At 69.2% G+C, this 26,345-nt stretch carries 21 protein-coding genes; 2 read left to right on the top strand and 19 right to left on the bottom strand.

Annotated features, from left to right (window positions below; genetic code table 11):
- Window positions 1-33 precede the first annotated feature (33 nt).
- Together parC and recO are read right to left on the bottom strand one after the other, a co-directional pair.
- Window positions 34-2,280, bottom strand: a complete 2,247-nt coding sequence (parC, locus tag E1J50_RS11385) for a DNA topoisomerase IV subunit A (protein WP_132253600.1) — start codon at window positions 2,278-2,280, stop codon at window positions 34-36.
- A gap of 49 nt (window positions 2,281-2,329) precedes the next feature.
- The gene (gene recO, locus E1J50_RS11390) at window positions 2,330-3,061 is read right to left on the bottom strand and encodes a DNA repair protein RecO (RefSeq protein ID WP_132253602.1); all 732 of its coding nucleotides are present in this window, start codon (window positions 3,059-3,061) and stop codon (window positions 2,330-2,332) included.
- A gap of 103 nt (window positions 3,062-3,164) precedes the next feature.
- Between recO and E1J50_RS11395 the strand changes: the two genes are divergently transcribed.
- Together E1J50_RS11395 and E1J50_RS11400 are read left to right on the top strand one after the other, a co-directional pair.
- Window positions 3,165-3,587 carry a hypothetical protein gene (locus E1J50_RS11395; protein ID WP_425374927.1) on the top strand — a complete coding sequence of 141 codons (423 nt, stop codon included), beginning with the start codon at window positions 3,165-3,167 and terminating at the stop codon, window positions 3,585-3,587.
- A gap of 43 nt (window positions 3,588-3,630) precedes the next feature.
- Window positions 3,631-4,317: a gamma-glutamylcyclotransferase gene (locus tag E1J50_RS11400; RefSeq protein ID WP_132253604.1), complete on the top strand. Its 687-nt coding sequence runs from the start codon at window positions 3,631-3,633 to the stop codon at window positions 4,315-4,317.
- Window positions 4,318-4,543: 226 nt separating this feature from the next.
- Here the strand turns inward: E1J50_RS11400 and dnaE are convergent, their stop codons facing one another.
- The 17 genes from dnaE to E1J50_RS11485 form a co-directional block, all read right to left on the bottom strand.
- Window positions 4,544-8,095 carry a DNA polymerase III subunit alpha gene (gene dnaE / locus E1J50_RS11405; RefSeq protein ID WP_132253606.1) on the bottom strand — a complete coding sequence of 1,184 codons (3,552 nt, stop codon included), beginning with the start codon at window positions 8,093-8,095 and terminating at the stop codon, window positions 4,544-4,546.
- 457 nt (window positions 8,096-8,552) lie between these two features.
- Window positions 8,553-9,266 (bottom strand): ABC transporter ATP-binding protein, encoded by a 714-nt coding sequence (locus E1J50_RS11410; protein WP_132253608.1) that lies wholly within the window; start codon window positions 9,264-9,266, stop codon window positions 8,553-8,555.
- 21 nt (window positions 9,267-9,287) lie between these two features.
- Complete coding sequence (locus E1J50_RS11415; protein WP_132253611.1) at window positions 9,288-10,595, bottom strand: lipoprotein-releasing ABC transporter permease subunit; 1,308 nt, start codon at window positions 10,593-10,595, stop codon at window positions 9,288-9,290.
- A 7-nt stretch (window positions 10,596-10,602) separates the two neighbouring features.
- Window positions 10,603-11,928: a proline--tRNA ligase gene (gene proS, locus E1J50_RS11420; protein ID WP_132253613.1), complete on the bottom strand. Its 1,326-nt coding sequence runs from the start codon at window positions 11,926-11,928 to the stop codon at window positions 10,603-10,605.
- A 589-nt stretch (window positions 11,929-12,517) separates the two neighbouring features.
- A complete protein-coding gene (locus tag E1J50_RS11425; RefSeq protein ID WP_132253615.1) occupies window positions 12,518-13,840 on the bottom strand; it encodes a sugar MFS transporter in 1,323 nt (440 codons plus the stop codon).
- A 95-nt stretch (window positions 13,841-13,935) separates the two neighbouring features.
- Window positions 13,936-14,259, bottom strand: coding sequence for a DUF1467 family protein (locus E1J50_RS11430; protein ID WP_132253618.1), 324 nt, complete (start codon window positions 14,257-14,259; stop codon window positions 13,936-13,938).
- Between the two features lie 13 nt (window positions 14,260-14,272).
- A complete protein-coding gene (gene mce, locus E1J50_RS11435) occupies window positions 14,273-14,677 on the bottom strand; it encodes a methylmalonyl-CoA epimerase (protein ID WP_132253620.1) in 405 nt (134 codons plus the stop codon).
- Between the two features lie 72 nt (window positions 14,678-14,749).
- Complete coding sequence (locus E1J50_RS11440) at window positions 14,750-16,423, bottom strand: ribonuclease J (RefSeq protein ID WP_132253623.1); 1,674 nt, start codon at window positions 16,421-16,423, stop codon at window positions 14,750-14,752.
- A 16-nt stretch (window positions 16,424-16,439) separates the two neighbouring features.
- Window positions 16,440-17,249, bottom strand: a complete 810-nt coding sequence (locus E1J50_RS11445; RefSeq protein WP_132253625.1) for a biotin--[acetyl-CoA-carboxylase] ligase — start codon at window positions 17,247-17,249, stop codon at window positions 16,440-16,442.
- A 7-nt stretch (window positions 17,250-17,256) separates the two neighbouring features.
- Window positions 17,257-18,702 (bottom strand): NADH-quinone oxidoreductase subunit NuoN, encoded by a 1,446-nt coding sequence (gene nuoN / locus E1J50_RS11450; RefSeq protein WP_132253627.1) that lies wholly within the window; start codon window positions 18,700-18,702, stop codon window positions 17,257-17,259.
- A 14-nt stretch (window positions 18,703-18,716) separates the two neighbouring features.
- Window positions 18,717-20,237 carry an NADH-quinone oxidoreductase subunit M gene (locus E1J50_RS11455; protein ID WP_132253629.1) on the bottom strand — a complete coding sequence of 507 codons (1,521 nt, stop codon included), beginning with the start codon at window positions 20,235-20,237 and terminating at the stop codon, window positions 18,717-18,719.
- Between the two features lie 34 nt (window positions 20,238-20,271).
- The gene (nuoL, locus tag E1J50_RS11460; RefSeq protein ID WP_132253631.1) at window positions 20,272-22,398 is read right to left on the bottom strand and encodes an NADH-quinone oxidoreductase subunit L; all 2,127 of its coding nucleotides are present in this window, start codon (window positions 22,396-22,398) and stop codon (window positions 20,272-20,274) included.
- Between the two features lie 77 nt (window positions 22,399-22,475).
- Window positions 22,476-22,781: an NADH-quinone oxidoreductase subunit NuoK gene (nuoK, locus tag E1J50_RS11465; RefSeq protein WP_003598182.1), complete on the bottom strand. Its 306-nt coding sequence runs from the start codon at window positions 22,779-22,781 to the stop codon at window positions 22,476-22,478.
- Between the two features lie 136 nt (window positions 22,782-22,917).
- Complete coding sequence (locus E1J50_RS11470) at window positions 22,918-23,538, bottom strand: NADH-quinone oxidoreductase subunit J (RefSeq protein ID WP_132253634.1); 621 nt, start codon at window positions 23,536-23,538, stop codon at window positions 22,918-22,920.
- A 122-nt stretch (window positions 23,539-23,660) separates the two neighbouring features.
- Window positions 23,661-24,149 carry an NADH-quinone oxidoreductase subunit NuoI gene (gene nuoI / locus E1J50_RS11475; RefSeq protein WP_132253636.1) on the bottom strand — a complete coding sequence of 163 codons (489 nt, stop codon included), beginning with the start codon at window positions 24,147-24,149 and terminating at the stop codon, window positions 23,661-23,663.
- 25 nt (window positions 24,150-24,174) lie between these two features.
- On the bottom strand, window positions 24,175-25,197 hold the full coding sequence (gene nuoH / locus E1J50_RS11480; protein WP_132253638.1) for an NADH-quinone oxidoreductase subunit NuoH: 1,023 nt from the start codon (window positions 25,195-25,197) through the stop codon (window positions 24,175-24,177).
- Window positions 25,198-25,208: 11 nt separating this feature from the next.
- Window positions 25,209-26,345 (bottom strand): molybdopterin-dependent oxidoreductase (locus E1J50_RS11485; RefSeq protein WP_165937837.1); only part of this gene is annotated, 1,137 nt, incomplete at its 5' end.

Raw genomic sequence — 26,345 nt, forward strand, 5'->3', positions numbered from 1 at the left:
CGAGGCCGGCGTTGTCGCGTCCGGCGCTCGCGTTCAGCGCCCGAAACGCTCGAATTTCGGGAAGCTGCGGGTCATCAGCGTGCCGGCCTCGGCCCGGTGGCCCATCCACTTCTCCAGAACCTGCGCGTTGGCGAGCCGCGCCTGACCCGATCCGTCCCGCCAGGGCAGGCCCTCCGCGAGCGTGAAGATGCAGGCATCCGTGAGGCTTGCCGCCCGGCAGCGCTGAAGGCGCACGCCCTTGCCGCGGGCGAGTTCCGGCAATTCCGAGACGGGGAACACGAGGAGCAGCTTGTCCGAGGAGCAGACCGCGACGTGGTCGCCCTCGCCCGCCGGCACCAGCACGGCGGCCACCGCCGCGCCGTCGAGGCCGAGGATGCCCTTCCCCTTGCGGGTGTTGGCGACGAGCGCGTCCGCCGGCGCCAGGAAGCCGCGCCCGTCCGAGCCCGCGATCAGGAGCCGGCTGCCGGCCTGATAGGGCAGCGCGGCCACGATTTCGGTGCCGTCATCGAGATCGACCATGAGGCGGATCGGGTCGCCGAAGCCGCGCCCGCCCGGCAGCTTCGAGGCTTCGAGGGTGAAGACCTTGCCGTTGGAGGCGAGCACCAAGATCTTGGCCGTCGTCTCGGTGGGGAAGCCGATCTTGAGGCTGTCGTCGCCCTTGAAGGCGATGCCGGAGAGGTCGGCGACGTGGCCCTTGAGCGCGCGCACCCAACCCTTCTGCGAGACGATCACGGTGACCGGCTCGCGCTCGACCATCGCGGCCGTGAAGTCGATGCCGGCGGTATCCGGCGGGTTCTCCAGGGTGGTGCGGCGGGCGCCGAGCTTGGTTTCCGGTCCGAAGGTCTTCTTCACCGCCCGGATCTGCTGGGTGATCGTCTTCCACTGGAGCGGCTCGGAGGCGAGGAGCGCATCGAGCCCCTCCTTCTCGGTCGTGAGCGATTCGAGCTCGCGCTTCAGCTCCATCTCCTCGAGCTTGCGCAGGGAGCGCAGGCGCGTGTCGAGGATGGCGTTCGCCTGGATCTCGGTCAGCGTGAAGCGGGCGATCAGGGCCTGCTTCGGCTCGTCCTCCTCGCGGATGATGCGGATCACCTCGTCGAGATCGAGATAGACGATGAGCAACCCGCCCAGGATCTCGAGCCGCCGCTCGATCTGGCCGAGGCGGAAGCGCGAGCGGCGCTGGAGCACGACCCGGCGATGGCCGAGCCACTCGCGCAGGGCCTCGGCAAGGCCGATCACCCGCGGCACCTGCCCGCCGACGAGGACGTTCATGTTGAGCGGGATGCGCGCCTCGAGCTCCGAGAGGCGGAACAGCGATTCCATCAGCACGACCGGATCGACGCTGCGGGAGCGCGGCTCCAGCACGACGCGGACGTCCTCGGCCGATTCGTCGCGCACGTCGGCGAGCAGCGGGAGCTTGCGCTCCTGCAGCAGCTCCGCGAGCTTCTCGATCAGCCGCGCCTTCGGCACGCCGTAGGGAATCTCGGTGACGACGATGTTCCAGGTGCCGCGGCCGAGATCCTCCTTCGCCCAGCGGGCGCGAACGCGGAAGGCGCCGCGGCCGGTGCGATAGGCCTCGGTGATGGCCTGCGCCGAATCGATCAGGATGCCGCCCGTTGGGAAATCCGGCCCCTTCACGAAGCTGTTGAGCTGCTCCGAGGTCGCCGCCGGGTGGCTGATTAGGTAGAGCGCCGCGTCGCAGAGCTCGGCGGCATTGTGGGGCGGGATCGAGGTCGCCATGCCGACCGCGATGCCCTGGCTGCCGTTGGCGAGGAGGTTCGGGAAGGCCGCAGGCAGGACCGAGGGCTCCTCCTTCTCACCGTTGTAGGAGGGCCGGAAATCGACCGTGTCCTCGTCGATCCCGTCGAGGAGCAGGCGCGCCACCTCGGTCAGCCGCGCCTCGGTGTAGCGGTAGGCGGCCGGCCCGTCGCCGTCGATGTTGCCGAAATTGCCCTGGCCGTCGACGAGCGGGTAGCGCTGCGCGAAATCCTGCGAGAGGCGAACCAGCGCGTCGTAGATCGCCTGGTCGCCGTGCGGGTGGAAATCGCCCATCACGTCGCCGACGATCTTGGCGCATTTCTTGTGCACCGTGTTCGGGTCGAGGCGGAGCAGGCGCATGCCGTAGAGGATGCGCCGGTGCACCGGCTTCAGGCCGTCGCGGGCATCGGGCAGGGCCCGGTGCATGATGGTCGAGAGGGCGTAGGCGAGGTAGCGCTCTTCCAGCGCGGTCTTCAGCTCGACGCTCTCGACATCGCCGGTCGGCGGCTCGAAGGGCTGTCCCATGAAAGCTCCGAAGGGAATCGCTCAAAAAAAGAACATAACACGAACAGGCTCACGCGGACGCGAGACCGAGTGCGACGAATCGCGTCCGCTCCTCGGGAACCGCGAGTCCGCGTGGCTCCCAGAGGTGGCGGGCCAGAAAATACCCCGTCAAGGTAAATCCCTGGCGAACGTCCTCCGGCCCGGGCACCCGGTTGGCACCGGAGCGCTCGCCGAGGAAGGCCGGCAGGGGCAGCAGGCGGTCGCGGTAGGGCTCGCCAGCCGAGGCGCTCACCGCGCGCCCCGTCTTCGGCGAGACGTAGATCAGGGCGTCGTTGCCGCCGGTCGCCGCGCAGGCGTCTAGATCGAGACCGAAGCCCAGTTCGGCGAGCACCGCGAGCTCGAAGCGCACCATGAGCGCGGAGGCGATCGCCTTGTCGTCGAGGTGGTCGATCAGCACCTGCGACGCCTCGTAGAGCGCCGGGTGCGGGTCGCGCTCCGGCAGAAGCCGCAGCAGGCCCGCCATGTGGTTGACGCCGTAGAGGGCGAGGCCCGAACCGATCAGGCGGGAGGCGACGAGGTCGAGCGGCTCGACCGCGTAGGAGCCGAGGCCCTCGTCGATGCGGGCGCGCCAGCTCACGCGGATGCGGTTGCCGGGCTGAAGAACGGGCTGCATCCGGCGCGAGCGGCCGCCGTGGACGAGCCCGAGATGGCGCCCGTGGCCGGCCGTCATCGCCTCTAGGATCACCCCCGTTTCGCCGTGCCGGCGCAGGCCGATCACGAAGGCGTCGTCGCTCCACTGCATGGACGATAGATAAGCATCCGGGCGCGGAAATGTGAGCGCCGGACCCGGCTTGATGATTGCCCCAGCAACGGTATCGTCGCATCCCGCCCGGAGGCGAACGCCCGTGATTCTCAGCCGACCCGCCGCCCGCTTCGGGGCTGCCCTGGCGATCTTCTGGGGTGCCGGCTGCACGGGCGCGTCGACACCGCCGATCGCCGCGACCGAGGCCGTGCCAATGGGCTTCAAGGAGCGCATCGCCGCGCTGGCGCTCCGCCAAGTGCAGTTCGGCGCCGTCTCGGTCCTGCCCGTCTCCTTCGAGAAGAGCCGCATCGCTGGCCCCTTCGAGGATGGCGGGCGCACACTCTACTGCGTGTCGAGCCGGATGCGGGGGCGCAGCCTGTTCGGCACCGAGCGCGCGAAGGTCGTGATCCGGGAGGAAATCGGCACCGAGGCGCTCAGCGTCGTGCGGGACGAGCCGGAAGTCTGCGAGGGTCACCGCTCGGTGCCTTTCCCCGAACTCGAAGCCTACGCCGCCCGGCGGAGCTGAGCCCGGGCTTGATCCGGCGCCGCGGCGATGGTCCCCTCAGCCCATGCCCGCCGCCAACCTCGCCCTCACCCTCGACTTGATCGCCCGAGCCCATCCGGAACCCGTCGCGGACGACGCGACCGCGCTCCACCTCCTCACCGACGACGAGTTGCGGCCCGGCCTCGCGACAGCCCTGTCGGGCAAGCCTGGCTCCGCCGACGAGATCTGGGTCTTCGCCTACGGCTCGCTGATGTGGCAGCCGGAATTTACGGTGGCGGAGCGCCGCCTCGGGCTGGTGCGCGGCTTCCATCGCCGCTTCTGCCTGCTGCAGCGGCGCTTCCGCGGCACGGTCGAGCGGCCGGGCTTCGTGCTGGCGCTCGACCGGGGCGGCACCTGCAAGGGCGTCGCCTTCCGCCTCTCGGGCGCGGACCCGATGACAACGCTCATGCCGGTCTGGCGCCGGGAGATGAAGGGCAACGGCTACGAAGCCCGCTGGCTGCCCGTCGAGAAGGAAGCCGGCACCGTCCACGCGCTGACCTTCATCGTGAACCGCCTCGGCGACCGCTACGCGGGCCGGCTGAGCGAGCCCGAGATCGCCGACAAGATCGCGGCGGCCTGCGGGCATCTCGGCCCCAGCGCGGAATACCTGCTGCGCACCGTCCAGGCCTGCGCCGAGCTCGGAATCCGCGACCGCCACCTGACGCGGCTGCAGGCGCTGGTGGCGGAGCGGCTGCGCACGTGTGATGTCTGATCCAACGGATCTCGCAGCCGCCGCGAACGGCAGCCCCGACGCCGGTGGATGGGCGCGGGTCCCCTCCCCCGACGGGGAGCGGGACAGGGCGAGGGATGGAGGGGCATCCGGAGAGATCGCACCCCTCGCACCGTCCGCATCCGGCGGACTCGACCTCTCCGCAACGGGAGAGGCGGGCGGCCGCGTCCGCATCTGACTGCGGCAGCGACGTCGAACAGGATTCCGCTCAGTTCACCTCGACCTGCACCACGCCCGGCACGGCGCGGAGCGCGCCCGCCACCTGCGGGCTCGCCTGGTACTTGCCCGACAGCTTCACCTCGACCTCGCGCTCGCCCCCATCGAGGATCAGGATCAGCGAGACCTCGCCCTCCCCGCGCAGGGACAGGCGCTGCTGCACGGAGCCGAGCGGGCGCTCGTCGCGCAGGTAGATCCGCATGCCCTTCTGATAGCGGGCGACCGCCTGGTCGAGGGGTTCGGCGGTCTGGATGCGGGCGCGCACGTCCTCGCCCTCGAGATTGGCCTGGAGCTGCAGCACCAGCGGGCGGCCGGGCTCCAGGATGTCCCGGTAATGGCCGAGCCCTTCCGAAAAGATGATCGCCTCGAAATGGCCGGTCTGGTCCGAGAGGGTGACGATGCCGAGCTTGTTGCCGGTCTTGGTGCGCCGCTCCGCGCGGTCGAGCACGGAGGCGGCGACGCGCCCGACGCTTGTCGTGCCGGCCCGGACGGCCCGGCAGAACTCGGCCCAGGTCTGGACGCGCAGCTTCTCCAGGAGGTGCCCGTACTCGTCGAGCGGGTGGCCGGAGAGGAAGAAGCCGATCGCGTCGTATTCCTTCTTCAGTTTCTCGGCCATCGGCCAGGGATCGTAGGCCGGGATGCGCAGGGAGACGTCCGCCGAGGCGACGCCGCCGAACATGTCGGCGATGCCCGTCGTCTCGGCCTCGGCCGCGCCCTGAGCGAGCTTCATCATCGGCTCGACGGCCGCGAAGGCGCGGGCCCGGTCCGGCTCGATGCCGTCGAGGGCGCCGGCCGCGATCAGGTTCTCCAGCGTCCGCTTGTTGATGTGGCGCGGGTTGAGGCGGCGCGCGAGGCAGGCGAGGTCCCGGAACGGGCGGTCGCCGCGCGCCTCGACGATCGCCTCCACCGCCGCCCGCCCGACGCCCTTGATGGCCGCGAGCGCGTAGCGGATGCGGCCCTCGTGCACCTCGAACACGACGCCGGACGTGTTGATCGAGGGCGGCTCGACCACGATCTTCATCCGCTGCGCGTCCTGGCGGAATTCGGCGAGCTTGTCGGTGTTGTCGAGGTCGAGCGTCATCGCGGCGGCGAGGAACTCGACCGGATAGTTCGCCTTCAGATAGGCCGTCTGGTAGGTCAGCAGGGCGTAGGCCGCCGCGTGGCTCTTGTTGAAGCCGTAATCGGCGAACTTGGCGAGCAGGTCGAAGATCTCGTTCGCCTTCGCCTGCGCCAGTCCGCGCTCGACGCAGCCCTTCACGAAGCGGTCGCGCTGGGCGTCCATCTCCGCCTTGATCTTCTTGCCCATGGCGCGGCGCAGGAGGTCGGCGTCACCGAGCGAGTAGCCGGCGAGCACCTTGGCCACCTCCATCACCTGTTCCTGGTAGACGATGATCCCGAAAGTCTCCTTCAGGATCGGCTCCAGCTTCGGGTGCGGGTACCAGCTCGCCTCGTTGCCGGCGTCCCGCCCGAGCTTGCGCTCGCAATAGACGGGGATGTTGGCCATCGGGCCCGGCCGGTAGAGGGCGACCAGCGCGATGATGTCCTCGAACCGGTCGGCCTGCATCTCGCAGAGCGCCTTGCGCATGCCGGCCGATTCCACCTGGAACACGCCGACCGTCTCGCCGCGCTTCATCGGCTCGTAGGTCTTCTCGTCGTCGAGCGGCAGGCTCGCGAGATCGACGTGGATGCCGCGCAGCTTGAGGAGGTCCGTGCAGCAGCGCAGCATCGTCAGCGTCTTGAGGCCGAGGAAGTCGAACTTCACGAGCCCTGCCTGCTCGACCCACTTCATGTTGAACTGGGTCACCCGCATGCCCGTCTTCGGGTCGCGGTAGAGCGGGACGAGCTGCTCCAGCGGCCGGTCGCCGATGACGACGCCGGCGGCGTGGGTCGAGGCGTGCCGGTGCAGGCCCTCCAGCTTCTTGGAGATCTCCATGAGGCGGGCGACGATCGGCTCCTCCTCGATCGCCGATTGCAGCTTCGGCTCGCCCTCGATCGCCTGGGCGAGCGTCACGGGGTTCGCCGGGTTCTGCGGCACGAGCTTCGTCAGCTTGTCGACCTGCCCGTAGGGCATCTCCAGCACGCGGCCGACGTCGCGCAGCACGCCGCGGGCGAGCAGCGTGCCGAAGGTGATGATCTGAGCGACCTGCCGGTGCCCGTAGCGCTCCTGCACGTACTGGATCACGCGCTCGCGGCCCTCGACGCAGAAGTCGATGTCGAAATCCGGCATCGAGACGCGCTCGGGGTTGAGGAAGCGCTCGAACAGCAGGCCGAAGCGGAGCGGGTCGAGGTCGGTGATGAGGAGCGACCACGCGACGAGCGAGCCCGCGCCCGAGCCGCGGCCGGGCCCCACCGGGATGTCGTGGTCCTTGGCCCACTTGATGAAGTCCGAGACGATCAGGAAGTAGCCCGGGAACTTCATCTTGACGATGACGTCGAGCTCGAAGGCGAGGCGCTCCCGGTAGATCTCCTCGGACATGCCCGGCGCGGTGCCGTGCTGCTTGAGGCGCAGTTCGAGCCCCGCCTCGGCTTGCCGCCGGAGTTCGGCCGGCTCGTCGAGGGTAAGGGTCTCCGCGACCGCGCTCGCGGCCTCGGCGCTGGCCTCGACCGTGCCGGTGGGCGCGGCCTCCCTGTCGACGAGCGCGGCCGCCTGGTCGGCGGCGGCGACGCTGCCGAAATTCGGCAGGATCGGCTTGCGGGTGCGCACCCGGTAGGCGCAGCGCATGGCGATCTCGACGGTGGCCGAGAGCGCCTCTGGCAGGTCCCGGAACAGCTCCGCCATCTCGGCGCGGGTCTTGAAGGCGTGGCGCGGGGTCAGCCGGCGGCGGCGCTCGTCGGAGACGAGGCGCCCTTCCGCGATGGCGAGCAGCGCGTCGTGCGCCTCATAGTCGCCCGCCTTGCCGAAGAAGGGCTCGTTCGTGGCGGCGACCGGCAGCCCGTGCCGGTCGGCGAGGCGCAGCAACTCGCGCTCGACCCGGCGCTCGTCGTCGGCTCCATGCCGCTGCAATTCGAGGTAGAGGTGGTCCTCACCGAAGGCGGAGAGAAGCTGCCCGAGGCGGGAGGCGGCGAGTTCCGGCCTCCCCGCGCGCAGCGCCGCGTCGAGCGGGCCGGTCGCTCCGCCGGTGAGCGCGATCAGTCCTTCGACGCCGTCGTCGAGCGCGCTCGCGGCGACCCGCGGCGCCTCGCCGAGCGGGCCGTCGAAATAGGCGCGGCTCGCGAGCCGCAGCAGATTGCCGTAGCCCGCCTCGTCCTGGGCGAGGATGACGATGTTGCAGGCGGGCACGCTCAGCCGGGCCATCGGCTCCGGCGCCTCGAAGACGACGGAGAGCTGCATCCCGGCGATCGGCTGGATGCCGGAGCCCGCCGCCTTCTCGGAAAACTCCAGCGCACCGAACAGGTTGTTCGTGTCGGTCAGCGCGAGTGCGGGCTGCCTGTCGCCGACAGCCGCCTTCACGAGGTCGCCGACCTTGAAGGCGCCCTCGAGCAGGGAATAGGACGAGTGAACGTGGAGGTGGACGAATCCGACCTCCTTGAGCTGGCGCGCCATGACCGACCTTGTTCGTGGTCGGCCAGGATTCCGGCTCGGGCTTAAGGTGTCATCCGCAAAGGCGATGCTCGCCGCAGATGTCCACCGCCATGTGCCCTGCCGGCATCACCGGGGGCGCCCTGCCGCCCGAAACCGCACCCTTGCCGCGCTTTCCTGTGGGCGGCACCCGCCGGGCGGGAACTTTTCGCGAACGGGAGGGCACCGTTAATGGAGCGGGGCCAATGCTACGGCCCAGAGCGCCACCGCGCTCGACAGGAGACCGAAGGCCGTGAACTCGATGAACCCCGTCAGGACGTTCCGCTTCGTGCTCATCGCTCGCATCTGCGCCTCCTTCTGATAGGCGCAGTTTTGTTCCTGTTTTGTTCTATGTAAAGCGGGGATAGTGGGAAGACCCGCGCGCTGGTTAGCGCGGGGTAAACGACCGACGCTCGGCCCAGTGGCCGCGGGGCCCGTCGCGTCAGGCCAGTTGCTCGATCAGCCCGTCGCGGATCGTGACCCGCCGGTCCATGCGGGCGGCGAGGTCGAGGTTGTGGGTGGCGATCAGCGCGGCGAGGCCGGAGGCCCGCACCAGCGCGGTCAGGATCGAGAAGACGTGGTCGGCCGTATGGGGATCGAGGTTGCCGGTCGGCTCGTCGGCCAGCAGCAGCCGCGGGCCATTGGCGACCGCGCGCGCGATGGCGACGCGCTGCTGCTCGCCGCCCGAGAGCTCGGCCGGGCGGTGCTGCAGGCGGTCCTTGAGGCCGAGAAAGCTCAGAAGCTCGGCCGCCCGCGTCTTGGCCTCGGCCCGCGACAGGCCGCGGATGAGCTGGGGCATCACCACGTTCTCCTGCGCCGAGAACTCGGGCAGCAGGTGGTGGAACTGGTAGACGAAGCCCATCTCCTCGCGGCGCAGGCGCGTGCGCTCGGCGTCGCCCATCGCGGCGGTGGGCTGGCCGCCGACATAGACCTCGCCGCCATCGGGCTTCTCGAGGAGCCCGGCGACGTGCAGCAGCGTCGACTTGCCCGCCCCCGAGGGCGCCACCAGGGCGACGAGTTCGCCCGGCCAGATCGCGAGGTCGGCGCCCCGCAGGATCTCGAGTGCGCCCTCGGCTTGAGGGTAGCGCCGCTCGACGCGGGCGAAGAACAGGGCCGGCACCGGCTGCGCGCCGGCGGGCTCGGGCGTCGTACTCATGAGCGTGACCCCTCTTGCGCCTCAGCCGTACCGCAACGCCTGGACCGGATCGAGCCGGGCGGCGCGCCAGGAGGGATAGAGCGTCGCGACGAGCGACAGCAGGAACGCGGTGACGACCACCACCGTGATCTCCGTGGCGTTCATCTGGGCCGGAATCTCGGCGAGGAAGCGCACGGTCGGGTCCCAGGCGGATGGGAAGAGGAAGCGCTGGATCGGCTTGATGTTGAGCGTGATCAGGATGCCGAGCCCGAGACCCGACAGCGTGCCCACGAGGCCGATCAGCGCGCCGTTGATCAGGAACACGCGCATCACGGTGCCGGGCGTCGCCCCCATGGTCCGGAGGATCGCGATGTCGCTCGACTTGTCGCGCACGAGCAGGATCAGGCCGGAGATGATGTTGAGGGTCGCCACCACCACGATCAGGCTGAGGATCAGGAACATCACGTTCCGCTCGACCTCCAGCGCGCCGAAGAAGGTGCGGTTTCGCTGGCGCCAGTCGGTCAGGAGCACGGGGCGCTCGGCCGCCATCTCCAGGGGCTCGCGCATCTCGGCCACCGCGTCGGCGTTGTCGAGGTAGATCTCGATCAGGCTGACGTCGCCCTCCCGGTTGAAGAAGGCCTGCGACTCGGTGAGCGGCATGAAGACGAAGGTCGCGTCGAACTCGGTCATGCCGATCTCGAACACCGCCTTGACGGTGTAGGCCTTGGTGCGCGGCGCCGTGCCGAAGGGCGTGGTCGCGCCCTTGGGGGTCGAGAGGGTGATTTGGTCGCCCGCCTGGAGACCGAGGGATTCGGCGAGGCGCCGGCCGATCGCGACCCCCGCCCCGTCGTCGAACCCGTTGAGGGTGCCGCTGCGCAGGTTCTTGGAGATCGCGGCGATGCCGTCGAGGTCCTGCTCGCGCACGCCGCGCACCAGCACGCCGCTGCCCCCGTAGGGCGAAGAGGCGAAAGCCTGCCCCTCGACGAGGGGAATGGCCGCGCGCACGCCCGCGACCTTCGAGAGGCGGTCCGAGAGATCCGTGTAGTCGGTGAACAGCTTGTCGATGGGCGTGACGAAGACGTGGCCGTTAATGCCCACGATCTTCGAGAGGAGTTCCGCCCGGAAGCCGTTCATCACCGAGAGCACGATGATCAGCGTCGCGACGCCGAGCGCGATGCCGAGCACCGAGAAGAAGGCGACCACAGAGACGCCGCCGCCCCGCCGGCGCGCGCGCAGGTAGCGGCCGGCGATGATCCACTCGAAGGGCGCGAAGGGCGCCGTCGAGCCGGCGCGCAAGCTGGCGCCGACGCCCCGCACCCGCTCTCCCAATCTCCCCGCGAGCCCCGACATCGCGGCCTCAGATCCGCTTCAGCCGGGCGAGGAGATCGACCGGCGCCAGCGTCTCGCGCTCGCCCGTCGCGCGGCGCTTCAGCTCGACCCTGCCCTCGGCGAGCCCCTTCGGCCCGACGATGACCTGCCAGGGCAGGCCGATCAGGTCGGCGGTGGCGAACTTGGCGCCCGGCCGCTCGTCGCGGTCGTCGTAGAGCACGCTCATCCCGGCGGCCTCGAGCTGGGCCTGGATCTCCGCGCAGGCGCCGTCGGTGGCGGCATCACCCACCTTCAGGTTGATGAGGGCCACGTCGAAGGGCGCGACCGCGTCCGGCCAGACGATGCCGGCCTCGTCGTGGCTCGCCTCGATGATCGCGGCGACGAGGCGGCTCGGCCCGATCCCGTAGGAGCCCATGTGCACCGGCCGCTCGATGCCGTCGGGGCCCGTCACCTTGGCGCCCATCGGCTCGGAATACTTGGTGCCGAAGTAGAAGATGTGCCCGACCTCGATGCCGCGGGCCGAGAGGCGGCTCGCCTCCGGCACCTCGGCGAAGGCGTCGGGCTCGTGCATCTCGTCGGTCGCCGCGTAGTGCGAGGTCCAGGCATCCACGATCCCCTGCAGGCCGGGGACGTCCTCGAAGTCGGTCGTGGCCGGCGGGATCTCGAAATCGAGATAGGCGCGGTCGCAGAAGACCTCGCTCTCGCCGGTGCTCGCCAGGATGATGAACTCGTGGCTGAGGTCGCCGCCGATCGGCCCCGTATCGGCCCGCATCGGGATCGCCTTGAGGCCGAGCCCGGCGAAGGTGCGCAGATACGCCACGAACATGCGGTTGTAGGCGTGGCGCGCGCCGGCCTGGTCGAGGTCGAACGAGTAGGCGTCCTTCATCAGGAACTCGCGCGAGCGCATGGTGCCGAAGCGCGGGCGCACCTCGTCGCGGAACTTCCAGGAGATCTGGTAGAGGTTCTTCGGCAGGTCCTTGTAGGAGCGCACGCTCGCCCGGAAGATCTCCGTGACCACCTCTTCGGCGGTGGGACCGTAGAGCATCTCGCGCTCGTGGCGGTCGGTGATGCGGAGCATCTCCTTGCCGTAAGCCTCGTAGCGGCCCGATTCCCGCCAGAGCTCGGCCGATTGCACGGTCGGCATCAGGAGCTCGACGGCACCGGCCCGGTCCTGCTCCTCCCGGATCACCGCGCAGACCCTGTTCAGGACGCGCAGGCCCAGCGGCAGCCACGCGTAGATGCCGGCCGATTCCTGACGGACGAGCCCGGCGCGGAGCATCAGCCGGTGCGAGACGATCTCGGCTTCCTTCGGCGTCTCGCGCAGGGTGGGCAGGAAATAGCGGGAAAGGCGCATGGGGAGCCTAAAGTCGTGGTCGGATGCTGGCTGGCCGGGGGTGTCCGCGGCGCGCCGGGGCACACAACACATTGCATCGGGAAAACACAAGCGCCGCAGACGCCTGCACCGGCTGCCCGCCACGACGGCGCGGGCGGCCCCGGTCCGGCATCGGTCCCCCTTCGCGATCTTGAACGTCGCGTCGGGACGGTTTGCCGCATCGTCGGCAAAAAAACGCAGATTTCTGCTCCAGACCCCGTGACAGGGCGAAATCTTATTCCTATAAGCGTGCCGCGATGGTCGCGCAGCCGTCCAGAGGCAGCGCACGGTCCGAGTCTTGGGAGGAACATTCAGCCGCCACGCAGGCAATGCGTAGGACAATTCAAGGCTGAGACGAGCAACAGCTCTTCAAGCAAGGCGTAACGCCTTGCTTTTTTGTTTTTCCGGGACCCGCCATCCAGCCTGCCGGCCTGACCGGCCCATCCTTTATGCTTGCATCCGAGTGGCCACCGCGATTTCAGCGGGAGAGCCCGCAGATCCGCGAGCGATCGACGGACAGTCTCACCCGGATCCTGCGCGCGGGGCGAGGGACTGGAGCGGGCCGCTTCCGTCAGGCGATCGCTCTGGTCGGCGACGCGCCGCCCTCCTGCGCCGTCTCGCGCAGATTGGCGAGGGCATAGGCCGCGATGCAGAGGTAGCAGAGGACGGGCGCGCCGAGGGCGAAGCTCAGGCCGACATGGTCGGCAAGGTAGCCCGTCGCCACGGGGATGATCGCTCCGCCGACGATGGCGACGCAGACGATGCCCGCCCCTTGCGCCGTGCGCTCGCCGAGCCCCTCGATCGCCAGGGCGAAGATCGTCGGGAACATGATGGCGTTGGCAAGCCCCACGGCGAGCAGCGTCCAGGCGGCGAGCGGTCCCTCGGACAGGCCCGATACGGTGGCGAGCAAGGCGGCCGCGACGGCGCAGGCCGCGAGCGCGGCGCCCGCCCGGACGTGGCGGAGCGCGACGCTGCCGATTATGCGCCCGACGAGAGCCCCGCCCCAGTAGAAGCTGAGGAGATGGCCGGCCGTTGCCGGATCGGCGCCGAGCACCCGGGGCTGCTCGAGGTAGCTCACCATGAGCGTGCCGATCGCGACCTCGGCACCGACGTAGAGGAAGATCGCCGCCGCCCCGAGGGCGAGGCGCGGCCGGCGCAGGAGGTCGAGGCCGAGCCCCTGCACCTCGGCGGCGTGTTCATCCTCCCGCACCCAGGAGCGCACGGACCAGAACAGGATCGCGAGGCCGATCAGCCCGCCCGCGATGACGAGGAACGGCACCTGCAGCACGGCGGCCTCCGCCTGACGCGCGGCGGCGAGCGCCCCGGGCGCCAGAGCGGCGGGGTCGGCGGGCGTCGCCGGCTCGTGGGACAGGATCGCCCAGGCACCGATGACCGGGCCGACGGTGGTCCCGAGCGAGTTGAAGGTCTGGGCCAGCGTCAGCCGGCTCGGCGCCTGGGCGGCGGGCCCGAGCTTCGTCACGAGGGGGTTGGCCGCCACCTGCAGGATCGCGATGCCGGACGCCATCACGAACAGGGCGAGGAGGAAGAGCGGGTAGAGCCCGACCTTAGCGGCCGGCGCGAACATCACCCCGCCCGCGGCCATCACGACGAGGCCGAGGACGAGGCCGCGCATGAATCCGATGCGGGCGACGAGGAGCCCCGCCGGCAGGGAAACGATGGCGTAGGCGAGGAAGAAGCAGAATTGGGTGAGCGTCGCCTCGGCATAGCTCAGGGCGAACAGGCTCTTCAGCTTCGGGGTGATGATGTCGACGAGGACGGTGGCCAGCCCCCAGGTGAAGAACAGGGCCAGCATGAAGGGCAGGAGCCAGCGCCTGCGGCCGGCGCCCGCCTCGTCCGCGGCGCTGCTCTGCGCCGTGCCCGCCTGCGGCAGCATAGGCTCCTCCCGATGCTCGTGACATGTCGGGTGCACCCGCACGTCTTGTCACGGGTTGTCGGGAGGGGCTGGCGGCCTGTCAATCGAAGGGCGGTTTACAAACCCGCGAGCGGGAAGACGGCGAGCGCCCCCAGGAAGGCCGCCCCGGCGAACAGGCTCGTCCAGATCGCCTTCTCGCGCAGCCGCGGCAGGGCGGGCGCGCCGGGGTCCTGGCCCGGCACGATTTGCTCGGGCCGGGTCTCGGGCTGATTGCGGATGGGCAGGATCGCGAAGAGGAGCGTCCACCACAGCACGAAGTAGAGCGCGGCCGCCCCGCCGATCGTGAGCTTGAAGAGGCTGACCGCCAGCGCCACGAAGGCAGCGGCCAGCACCACCACGGCCCCGACGGTCAGCGGAGTGGAGCGGCTGAGGGCGTGCATCCCGCGCAATCCCTCAGACCTGCTCCAGCTCGACGAGCGTGCCGAGGAAGTCCTTCGGGTGGAGGAACAGCACCGGCTTGCCATGGGCGCCGATGCGGGGTTCCCCGGTGCCGAGCACGCGGGCCCCCTGGCCCTTGAGGCGGTCGCGGGCGGCGATGATGTCGTCTACCTCGTAGCAGACGTGGTGGATGCCGCCGCCCGGATTGCGCTCGACGAAGCCCTCGATCGGCGAGCCCTCGCCCAGCGGCTCCATCAGCTCGATCTTGCTGTTGGGCAGTTCCACGAACACGACGGTGACGCCGTGCTCGGGCTGGGGCAGCGGCTCGGAGAGCTTGGCGCCGAGCGTGTCCCGGTAGACGGCCGAGGCCGCCTCAAGATCGCGCACCGCGATGGCCACATGGTTGAGCCGCCCGATCATGTCGTTTCCTCCCGGTCGCAGGTTCTCCCCTCCCCTTTCGCGGGGAGGGGCATCTCGTCAGTGCCAGTCCTATCACACCTCGACCACCTGCACGTGGCAGGCGGGCTTCTTGCCCCAGACCTCGTTGACGCCGGAGCGGATGGCGCGGTCGACCGCCTTCTCGACGGCGTCGGCGTCGCGGCGCTTGCCCTTCGAGAGGCCGGACAGGGTGCGCGAGACGATCTCGACCACCGTGTCGATCAGGGGCTCGCCGTCGCGGCCGCGGTTCGGCAGGCCCATGATGTCGACGGCCGGCTCGCCGGCCACGTCGCCGTCCTCGTCGATGGCGATGGCGACCGAGACCATGCCCGACATCGCGAGCTTGCGCCGCTCGGGGATCGCCCGATCCTTGTCGTCGACGAGGACGTTGCCGTCCTTGAACAGGCGCCCGGCCTTCGTGTGGTCGATCACCTCCGGCGTGCCGGGCGCGAGGCGGATCAGGCTGCCGTTGCGGGCCTTGACCACGTTCGGGACACCCTGCGCCCGGGCGAAGCGGGCGTGCTCGTCAAGGTGGAGCGCCTCGCCGTGGACCGGGATCGCGGTGCGAGGCCGGGTCCAGGCGTACATCTCGGCCATCTCCTCCCGGCGGGGATGGCCGGAGACGTGGACGAGTTCGGTCCGGTCCGTCACCACCTCGACGCCCTGGTTGATCAGGTCGTTGATGATGGAGCCGACATCCCGCTCGTTGCCGGGGATGGCGCGCGAGGAGAAGATCACCCGGTCGCCGCCGGCGAGCGTGATGGCTGGGTGATCGCGCCGCGAGACCCGCGCCAGCGCCGCCCGCGCCTCGCCCTGCGAGCCCGTCAGCAACGCCACCACCTTGGAGCGCGGCAGGTTGCCGTAGGAATCCGGGCTCAGGAACTCGGGCAGGCCGTCGAGGTAGCCGCATTCCCGGGCCACCTCGATGACCCGGTCCATGGCCCGCCCCACCGCGACCACCTGGCGCCCGCAGGCCTGGGCGGCCTCAGCCACCGCGCGGATGCGGGCGACGTTCGAGGCGAAGGTCGTCACGGCGACCCGGTGCTCCGACTCGGTGATGAGACGCTTGAGCGTCGCGGCGACCTCCGCCTCGCTCGGGGAGCGGCCCTCGCGCACCACGTTCGTCGAATCGCAGACGAGCGCGATGATCCCCTCGTCGCCGAGCTTACGGAAGGACGCCTCCTCCGTGACGTCGCCGAGGATCGGCGTCGGATCGAGCTTCCAGTCGCCCGTATGGACGACGAGGCCGTGCGCGGTGCGGATCGCCACCGCGTTCGACTCGGGGATCGAGTGCGAGACCGGCACGAACTCGATGTCGAAGGGGCCGACCGTGACACGCCGGCCCGGCACGACCTCCTTCAGCTCGACCTTGGGCGCGCCGGGCTCGCCCAGGCGGCGGGCCTCCAGGAGGTTCTTGGCAAAGCGCGTCGCGTAGACGGGCGCGCGCAGCCGCGGCCACAGCTCGCTGATCGCCCCGATGTGATCCTCATGCGCGTGCGTGATGAAGATCCCGAGGAGATCGGCCTTGCGCTCCTCGATGAAGGAGAGATCCGGGAACATGAGGTCGATGCCCGGCATCGCCTCCTCGCCCGCGAAGCCCATGCCGCAATCGACCAGGATCCATTTCCGGCGCTTCTCCGGGCCGAACCCGTAGAGGCCTGCATTCATCCCGATCTCGCCCACGCCGCCGAGCGGCAGGAAGACGAGGTCGTCTTGCCCTGTCGTCATCAAGTTCAACCCAAACTCACGCCGCCGTCGCGGCCGTCCCGAAATGCACCTCGCCCGCCGTCACGGTCCTGCGCGTGCCGTCCGGGGCGAGGATCACGAGCCGCCCCCCCTCGTCGATCGTGTCAAACAGGCCTTCCAGCGTCTCGCCGCCGGTACGGACCGCGATCCGCGACCCGAGCCCGGCGGCCCGCGCCAGCCAGCGCGCGCGAATGCCTGCGAAAGTCCGTCCGCCATCCCAGAGGCGCGTCGCCTCGGTGACATGGCCGGAGAGGAATTCAAGAACTTTCTCCGCTCCGGCCCCGCTTCCCAGTGCGGAGAGCGACGTTGCCGGGTAGGCCAAGCCTTCGGGGGAGGCCGCGACATTGACGCCGAAGCCGATCACCACCGCCCGCCGCCCACCGGGCAGCACCTCCGCCTCCAACAGGATGCCGGCGAGCTTGGCGCCGTCCGCCAGCACGTCGTTGGGCCATTTCAGAGCGATAGATCGGGAGCCGCGGCCCGGATCGCAGCCCGGCACGGTGCCGCAGGCGTCTGCGACCGCGGCGGCCAGCGAGACGCCCGCCACGAAGCCGAGGGTCGCGACCCGGTCCGCCTCGACGCCCGCCACCGGCCAGAGCAGGCTCGCGGCGAGGTTGCCGGGCAGCGACGTCCAGGTGTTGCCACGGCGGCCGCGCCCCGCCTCCTGGCGGCGGGCGACGACCCAGAGCGGGCCCGTCTCGCCCGCACGCGCGCGCTCCATGGCCTCGGTGTTCGTCGAGCCGAGGCTTTCGTGGACGTGGAGCCGATGCCCCGCCGCCCGCGCCGCCTCGCTGAGCCGGTAGCTCAACGGGATCTCAGAACAGCGACCTCGCCGCGGCGTCCGCGGCGCCCCGGAGCGGACCGGGCAGCAGGAAGAACAGGATCACGACGACGCTGGAGATGGCCAGAACGATCCGGAGGCCCGGCGCCATCGCCTCGTAGGGAGCCTTCGCCTCGTCGAAATACATCACCTTGACGATGCGCAGGTAGTAATAGGCGCCAACCACGCTTGTCACGACGCCGATCACGGCGAGGGTCACGAGGCCCGCCTTGATGGCGGCGGCGAAGACGTAGAACTTCGCGAAGAAGCCGGCCAGCGGCGGGATGCCGGCGAGCGAGAACATCATCATCGCGAGGCAGAAGGCGAGCACCGGATGGGTGCGCGAGAGGCCGGAGAGATCGTCGATCGTCTCGAACATCTCGTCGCGCCGCCGCAGCGAGAGGATGATCGCGAAGGCGCCGAGCGTCATGGCGAGGTAGATGATCATGTAGATCACCACGCCCTGCACGCCCTCCTGCGAGCCGGCGGCGAGGCCGATCAGCGCGTAGCCGATGTTGCCGATCGACGAATAGGCCATCAGGCGCTTGATGTTGCGCTGGCCGATCGCCGCGAAGGAGCCGAGCGCCATCGAGGCGATCGAGACGAAGACGATGATCTGCTGCCAGATCGCGGTCACATCCGGGAAGGCGCCGATGAAGACGCGCACGGTCATCGCGACCGCGGCCATCTTCGGGGCCGAGGCGAAGAAGGCGGTCACCGGCGTCGGCGAGCCCTCGTAGACGTCGGGCGTCCACATGTGGAACGGCACCGCCGACATCTTGAAGGCGACGCCCGCCGCCACGAACACGATGCCGAGAACGATGCCGAAGCCCGCCTCGCCGTGCAGGGCCGAGACGATTCCGGGGAAGGAGACGGTGCCCGTGAATCCGTAGACCAGCGAGGCGCCGTAGAGCAGCATGCCCGAGGAGAGAGCGCCGAGGACGAAGTATTTCAGGCCCGCTTCCGTCGACTTCAGATTGTCCCGGTGGAAGGCGGCGATGACGTAGGCCGCGAGCGATTGCAGCTCCAGCCCGAGATAGAGGGCGATGAGGTCGTTGGCCGAGGCCATCACCATCATGCCGATCGTGCAGAGCACGATCAGGATCGGGTACTCGAACCGGTCGATCCGCTCGCGCTGGAAATAGTCGCGCGAGAGCAGGATCGTGGCGGACGAGCCGAGCAGGATCAGCCCCTTCATCACCCGGGAGAAGGCGTCCGAGATGAAGGCCCCCGACAGCGTCGTCACCTTCATGCCGGCGGGCTGCGAGACGACCACGAAGAAGGCCAGCAGCAGAAGGAGCAGGGCGCCGACATTGACGCCCTCCACCGAGCGCTCGCCGCGGAAGGCGCCGTAGAGGATCAGCACCATGACGCCGACGGCGAGGATCAGCTCGGGCAGGAGCGGCGCGAGGGTCGGAAGGACGGTCTGGGCGGCGGTCATGGTTCCGTTTGCCTTCAGCGCGCGACGGGCAGCGCGGCGGCCGCGGTCTGCGTGTTCGAGAGGGCGGTCTTGATGCTCGCCATCAGCGCCTCGGTGGAGGGCGCGAACGTGTCGAGGATCGGGGCCGGGTGCACGCCGTAATAGATCGTCAGCGCGACGAGCGGCGCGAGGATCAGCTTCTCGCGGAGGTCGAGGTCGAGGATGCCTTTCAGCGAGGGCTTCTCGAGCTTGCCGTAGATCACGCGGGCGTAGAGCCAGAGGGCGTAGGCCGCCGACAGGATGATGCCGAAGACCGAGAAGAAGGCCACCGTCGGGTTCGCCTTGAAGGCGCCGGTCATCGCCAGGAACTCGCCGACGAAGCCGGATGTCCCGGGCAGGCCCACATTGGCCATGGTGAAGACCATCATGGCGACCGCGTAGAGCGGCATCCGGTTCACGAGGCCGCCATAGGCCGCGATCTCGCGGGTGTGCATCCGGTCGTAGATCACGCCGACGCAGAGGAAGAGCGCGCCGGACACGATGCCGTGCGAGATCATCAGGAACAGCGCGCCCTGGATGCCCTGCTCGTTCATCGTGAAGAGGCCGAGCGTCACGAAGCCCATATGGGCGACGGACGAGTAGGCGATCAGCTTCTTGATGTCGGTCTGCATCATCGCGATCAGCGAGGTGAAGATGATCGCGATCACGGAGAGGGCGAAGACGAGCGGCGCGAAGCTCTGCGAGGCGTCCGGGAACATCGGCAGCGAGACCCGGATGAAGCCGTAGCCGCCCATCTTCAGGAGGATGCCCGCCAGGATCACCGAGCCCGCCGTCGGCGCCTCGACGTGAGCGTCGGGAAGCCAGGTATGGACCGGCCACATCGGCATCTTCACCGCGAAGGAGGCGAAGAAGGCGAGCCACAGCCAGGTCTGCATGTGCGTGGGGAAGCGCGTCTGCAGGAGCGTCGGGATGTCGGTGGTGCCCGCGTGCCAGTACATTGCCATGATGGCGAGCAGCATCAGCACCGAGCCGAGCAGCGTGTAGAGGAAGAACTTGAAGCTCGCGTAGATGCGCCGTTTGCCGCCCCAGATGCCGATGATCAGGAACATCGGGATCAGGCCGGCCTCGAAGAACAGGTAGAACAGCACCAGGTCGAGGGCCTGGAACACGCCGATCATCGTCGTCTCGAGGACCAGGAAGGCGACGAAGTATTCCTTCACCCGGGTCTCGATCGCGTGCCACGAGGCGCCGATGCAGAACGGCATCAGGAAGGTCGTGAGCAGGATCAGCGGCATCGAGAAGCCGTCGACGCCGAGCTTGAAGCGGATCGTGTCGGTGAGCCAGGCGTGGCTCTCGACGAGCTGGAAGCTCGAAGAGGTCGCGTCGTAGCGGCCCCAGGCGACGAGCGAGAGCAGGAAGGTGACGATCGTCGTGGCCAGCGCCGCCCAGCGGGCGTTGCGCTTCACGCTCTCCTCGTCGCCGTTCAGCGTGAGGATGAAGGCCGCGCCCGCAAGCGGCACGATGAGCAGGCCGGAGAGGATGCCGAGGCCGAACATCAGCGGAGATTCCCGTTCTTCTCGTTGACGGCCATCAGTGCCCGCCCTTCGGCAGGCCGGACATCAGGTACCAGCTGATCAGGCCGGCGACGCCGACGAGCATCACGAAAGCGTAGTGGTAGACGTAGCCGGTCTGGAGGCGGACCACGCCGCGGGTCACGTCGACCACGCGGGCCGCGATGCCGTTCGGTCCCAGACCGTCGATGACCCGGCCGTCGCCCTCCTTCCAGAGGAACAGGCCGAAATCCTTGGCGGGCCGCACGAAGATGCGGTCGTAGATCTCGTCGAAGTACCACTTGTTGAGCAGGAACCGGTACAGGATTGGCTGCTGCGCGGCGAGGCGGCCGGGCAGTTCCGGCCGGCGGATGTACATCCAGAAGGCGAGAAGGAAGCCGAGCACCAGCATGATGAAGGGCGAGGCGACGACCCAGCCCGGCACGTGATGCATCTCGTGCATGATGTGGTTGTCCGGCCCGTGCGCGAGCGCGTGGCCCCAGAACGCCTCCATGTCCTCGCCGATGAAGCGGTCCTTGAAGATCAGGCCGGCGAACAGCGCCCCGAAGGCGAGGATCGCCAGCGGGAACGTCATGGTGAACGGGCTCTCGTGCGGCGTGTGCGGGTGGTGGTCGTGGTGCTCGATGGCGCTGTGCGAGGCGGGCTCGACGTCGTGGCCGTGATCGTCGTGCGCGACGCCCTCGTGGTGGCCGGGCAGCCCGTCCGCCTGATGCGGGTCGGCATGGCCGTGAGCGCCCGCATGGGCGACGGCCGCTTGGGCAACGGCCGCGTGGTGGTCGTCGTGACCGTGCGCGCCGTGATCGACCCAGCGGGCCGGGCCCTCGAAGGTCATGAAGAACAGGCGCCAGGAGTAGAACGAGGTGAAGAAGGCGGCGATCACGGTGGCCATGAAGGCCAGCGTGTGGCCCGGCCGGGTCGAGGCATAGGCCGCCTCGATGATCGCGTCCTTCGAGTAATAGCCGGCCGTGAACGGGAAGCCGATCAGCGCGAGCGTGCCGATCGCCATCATGGCGGTGGTGAAGGGGATGTAGGGGCGCAGCGCGCCCATGTTCCGCATGTCCTGCTCGTGGTGCATCGCGTGGATGACCGAGCCGGCCCCGAGGAACAGCAGCGCCTTGAAGAAGGCGTGCGTGAACAGGTGGAAGATACCGACCGAATAGGCGCCGACGCCCAGCGCCACGAACATGTAGCCGAGCTGCGAGCAGGTCGAGTAGGCGATGACCCGCTTGATGTCGTTCTGCACGAGGCCGACGGTCGCCGCGAAGAAGGCGGTGATGCCGCCGATGACCGTGACGACGATGAGCGCGTTCGGCGCCAGCTCGAAGAGCGGCGAGAGGCGCGCGACCATGAAGACGCCGGCCGTGACCATGGTGGCGGCGTGGATCAGCGCCGAGACCGGCGTCGGGCCCTCCATGGCATCGGGCAGCCAGGTGTGGAGCAGGAACTGCGCCGACTTGCCCATCGCGCCCATGAACAGCAGCAGGCAGGCGAGGGTCAGGGCGTGCCAGTCGTAGCCGAGGAAGTGGAAATGCGCGTCCTTGAGCTCGTTCACGCGCGGAAAGATCCCGTCGAAGGCGACCGAGCCGAACAGCACGAAGACGAGGAAGATGCCGAGGGAGAACCCGAAATCGCCGACGCGGTTGACGATGAAGGCCTTCATCGCGGCGGCATTCGCCGAGGGCTTCTCGTACCAGAATCCGATCAGCAGGTAGGAGGCGAGGCCGACGCCCTCCCAGCCGAAGAACATCTGCACGAGGTTGTCGGCCGTCACCAGCATCAGCATGGCGAAGGTGAACAGCGACAGGTAGGCGAAGAAGCGCGGCCGGTGCGGATCCTCCTCCATGTAGCCGATGGAGTAGAGGTGCACGAGGGTCGAGACCGTCGTGACCACGACGAGCATGACCCTCGTGAGCGTGTCGATGCGGAAGGCCCAGTCGACGACGAGGTCGCCGGCCGTGAACCACGTCGCAACCTGCACCCGCGTCGCGTGGTCCGCCCCCTCGAAGAAGACGCCCCAGGAGAGCAGCGCCGAGAAGGCGAGGCAGCTCGTTGTCAGGTACTCGCAGGCCCTCGCGCCGAGGAAACGGCCGAACAGGCCGGCGACGAGCGCGCCGATGAGGGGGAAGAAGACGATCGCGTGATACATCGTTCTCTAGCGTCCGGCCTCGCGCGGCGTCGTCGGCCGCGCGTCGAGTCCAAGGGGGTCCAGGCGGCGGCTTCCCGTCAGCCCTTCATCATGCTCACGTCCTCGACCGCGATGGAGCCGCGATTGCGGAAGAACACGACGAGGATGGCGAGGCCGATGGCGGCCTCCGCGGCGGCGACCGTGAGGACGAACAGCGCGAAGACCTGGCCCGTGATGTCGTTGAGGTGGGTGGAGAACGCCACGAGGTTGATGTTCACGGCGAGCAGGATCAGCTCCACCGACATCAGGATCACGATGACGTTCTTGCGGTTGATGAAGATGCCGAGCACGCCGAGCGTGAACAGGATCGCGGCGACCGTGAGGTAGTGGCTCAGTCCGATCATCGTTTCCTCAAGCTCCGACCTGCTCTCCTCCCCGTTGCGGGAAGAGATTGAGGTTGGGGGTCGTGCGGGAGGCGCCACCGAGCCTCGTCCGGCAGCGCCCACCCTTGGTTCCTCCCCGCAAGGGGAGGGGGAAAACTCAAACCTCGACGCCCTGTCGCGAAGGCACCTTGCGGGTCTCGACCGCCATGCCCTGCGTGCGGGCGTTCTGGACCGCGATGTTCTGGCGCTTGACGCCCGGCCGGTCGCGCAGCGTCAGCACGATCGCGCCGATCATCGCGACGAGGAGCACGAGGCCCGCGATCTGGAAGAAGTAGGCGTATTCCGTGTAGAGCACGCGGCCGAGCGCGGCTGTGTTGGTGAAGCTCTCGCCCATCGCGGCGTTGCCGAGCGGCGCCTGCACGAGGCCGGGGTCGATCGTCCACGAGCCGACCACGAGGACGAGCTCGATCAGGAAGATCGCGCCGATCAGCGCGCCCACGGGCAGGTATTGCTGGAAGCCCTGGCGCAGCTCGGCGAAATCGACGTCGAGCATCATCACGACGAACAGGAACAGCACCGCGACCGCGCCGACATAGACGACGACCAGGATCATCGCGAGGAACTCGGCGCCCATCAGCACGAACAGGCCCGCCGCGTTGACGAACGCCAGGATCAGGAACAGCACCGAGGCGACGGGATTGCGGGAGGCGATCACCATGAAGCCCGAGGCGATGGCGACGCTCGCGAACAGGTAGAAGAAGGCGGCGGCTGCAGTCATCGGAGTGTCGGAGTCAGCCGCGTGGCGCGGCCCCTTCTGCCTCGTGAACGATCAGGTCGCGCGGGCGGCCCGTCTATAGGCCCCGCTGCCGTATGGCACAACAGCGCGGGTTCCGGTTTGCCTCAGCGGTAGGGCGCGTCGAGGGCGATGTTGCGCGCGATCTCGCGCTCCCAGCGGTCGCCGTTCAGGAGGAGCTTCTCCTTGTCGTAGAGAAGCTCCTCGCGGGTCTCGACCGAGAACTCGAAATTCGGCCCCTCGACGATGGCATCCACCGGGCAGGCCTCCTGGCACATGCCGCAATAGATGCACTTCACCATGTCGATGTCGTAGCGGGTCGTCCGGCGCGTGCCGTCGTTCCGGCGAGGGCCCGCCTCGATGGTGATGGCCTGGGCCGGGCAGATCGCCTCGCAGAGCTTGCAGGCGATGCAGCGCTCCTCGCCGTTGGGGTAGCGGCGCAGCGCGTGCTCGCCCCGGAAGCGGGGGCCGCGATGGCCCATCTCGAAGGGGTAGTTGATCGTGGCCTTGGGCTTGAAGAAGTATTTCATGGCGAGGGCGAACCCCGACACGAACTCCTTCAGGAGGAGGCCCTTGGCGACTTGATCGAGCTTCATGGCGCGATCTCCGATTGGGTGTGGCTCAGGCCCCCGGCGCGAGGCCGGTGAGCTTGAGGACGAAGGCGACGACGACGACCGAGATCAGCGAGAGGGGCAGGAAGACCTTCCAGCCGAGCCGCATGAGCTGGTCGTAGCGGTAGCGGGGCACCATGGCCTTCACCATGGCGATCATGAAGAACAGGAAGCTCGCCTTGATCGCGAACCAGATCACGCCCGGCACCCAGGTGAAGGGCGCAAACGGGATCGGCGAGAGCCAGCCGCCGAGGACCAGCACGGTGCCGAGCGCGCACATGGTCATGATGGCCACGTACTCGCCGAGCATGAAGAGCAGGTAGGGCGTGGAGGAATACTCCACCATGTACCCGGCCACGAGCTCGGATTCGGCCTCAGGCAGGTCGAAGGGGGGGCGGTTCGTCTCGGCGAGGGCCGAGATGAAGAACACCACGAACATCGGGAACAGCCAGAGCCAGTACCAGCCGAAGAGCCCGAGCGCGGTGTCCTGCGCCAGCACGATCCGCGAGAGGTTGAGCGAGCCGGCACAGAGCAGCACGCAGATGATCACGAAGCCGAGGGAGACCTCGTAGGAGATCATCTGCGCGGCCGAGCGGAGCGCGCCGAGGAAGGCGTATTTCGAGTTCGAGGCCCAGCCGCCCATGATGACGCCGTAGACGCCCAGCGACGAGATCGCGAAAATGTAGGTGATCCCGACGTTGATGTCGGCGATGGCCCAGCCGTCGGCCAGCGGGATCACCGCCCAGGAGGCGAGCGCCAGAGTCGCGAAGACGAGGGGCGCCAGGAGGAAGATGGCCTTGTTGGCGCCCGCCGGGATGACGGGCTCCTTGAGAACGAACTTCAGCAGGTCGGCGAAGGATTGCAGCAGGCCCCAGGGCCCGACCACGTTCGGGCCGCGGCGCAGCTGCACCGCCGCCCAGATCTTCCGGTCGGCGAGCAGCGCGTAGGCGATGAAGACGAGCAGGGCCGCGAGCAGCACGAAGCTCTTCAGCGCGATCAGGAGGACGGTGCCGAGCACTTCCCAGAAGGTCATCGCAGGCGGCCTTATTCCGCGGCCTCGAGCGCGCGCCCGCGGGCGAGGCTCGAGCACTCGGCGAGCACCCGCGAGGCGCGGGCGATCGGGTTGGTGAGGTAGAAGTCGAGGATCGGGGAGCGGAACGGCTCACGCGCGGGCGTGCCGCCGAGGCCGGCCAGGGTCTCGAGCGCCGCGGCCGCGTCGGCGGGCTCGACCGCATCGACCGCCGCGAGATGCGGGTGGTCGGCGTAGAGCGCGCGGCGGAGCGCGGCGAGCGAATCGTACGGCAGGCGCCTGCCCAGCACGTCGGAGAGCGCGCGCAGGATCGCCCAATCCTCGCGGGCATCGCCCGGCGGGAAGGACGAGCGGTTCGCCCATTGCACGCGGCCTTCGAGGTTCACGTAGGTCGCGTTCTTCTCGGTATAGGCCCCGCCCGGCAGGATCACGTCGGCGCGGGAGGCGCCGCGGTCGCCGTGGGTGCCCTGGTAGATCACGAAGGCGCCCGGCGCGATCTCGACCTCGTCGGCGCCGAGATTGAAGACCACGTCGAGGGCGCCCGGCGCGATCATACCGGCGAGATCGAGGCCCCCCTCCCCCGGCACGAAGCCGAGATCGAGCGCGCCGACGCGGGCGGCGGCCGTGTGCAGCACGCCGAAACCGTTCCAGCCCGGGCTCACCGCGCCGACATCCCGGGCGAGAGCCGCGGCGGCGGCGAGGATCGCGGCGCCGTCCGGGCGCGCGAGCGCGCCCATGCCGACGAGGACGATGGGATTGGCGGCCGCCTTCAGCGTCTCTGCGAAGCTGTGGCGGCCCGCGGCGAGATCGGCCAGCGTCTCGGGCCCGGCGCCGAGATGGATGTGGGGATAGGTGAGGTCCGCCGGCTCGCCGATCATGCCGACCGGCAGGGGGCCCATGCGCCAGCGCTTGCGGATGCGGACGTTGAGCAGGGACGCCTCGAGGCGCGGGTTGGCGCCGACGAGCAGGATCGCGTCCGCCTCCTCGATACCGGGGATCGTCGGCCCGAACGTGTAGGCGGCCCGGCCCCAGGCCGGATCGAGGGCCTCGCCGGCCTGCCGGCAATCGAGGTTCGCGACGCCGAGGGACGTCATCAGGCCCTTCAGCGCATATGTCTCCTCGACGGCCGCGAGATCGCCGACGAGCGCGCC

Source organism: Methylobacterium segetis (genome assembly GCF_004348265.1).
Classification (GTDB): Bacteria; Pseudomonadota; Alphaproteobacteria; order Rhizobiales; family Beijerinckiaceae; genus Methylobacterium; species Methylobacterium segetis.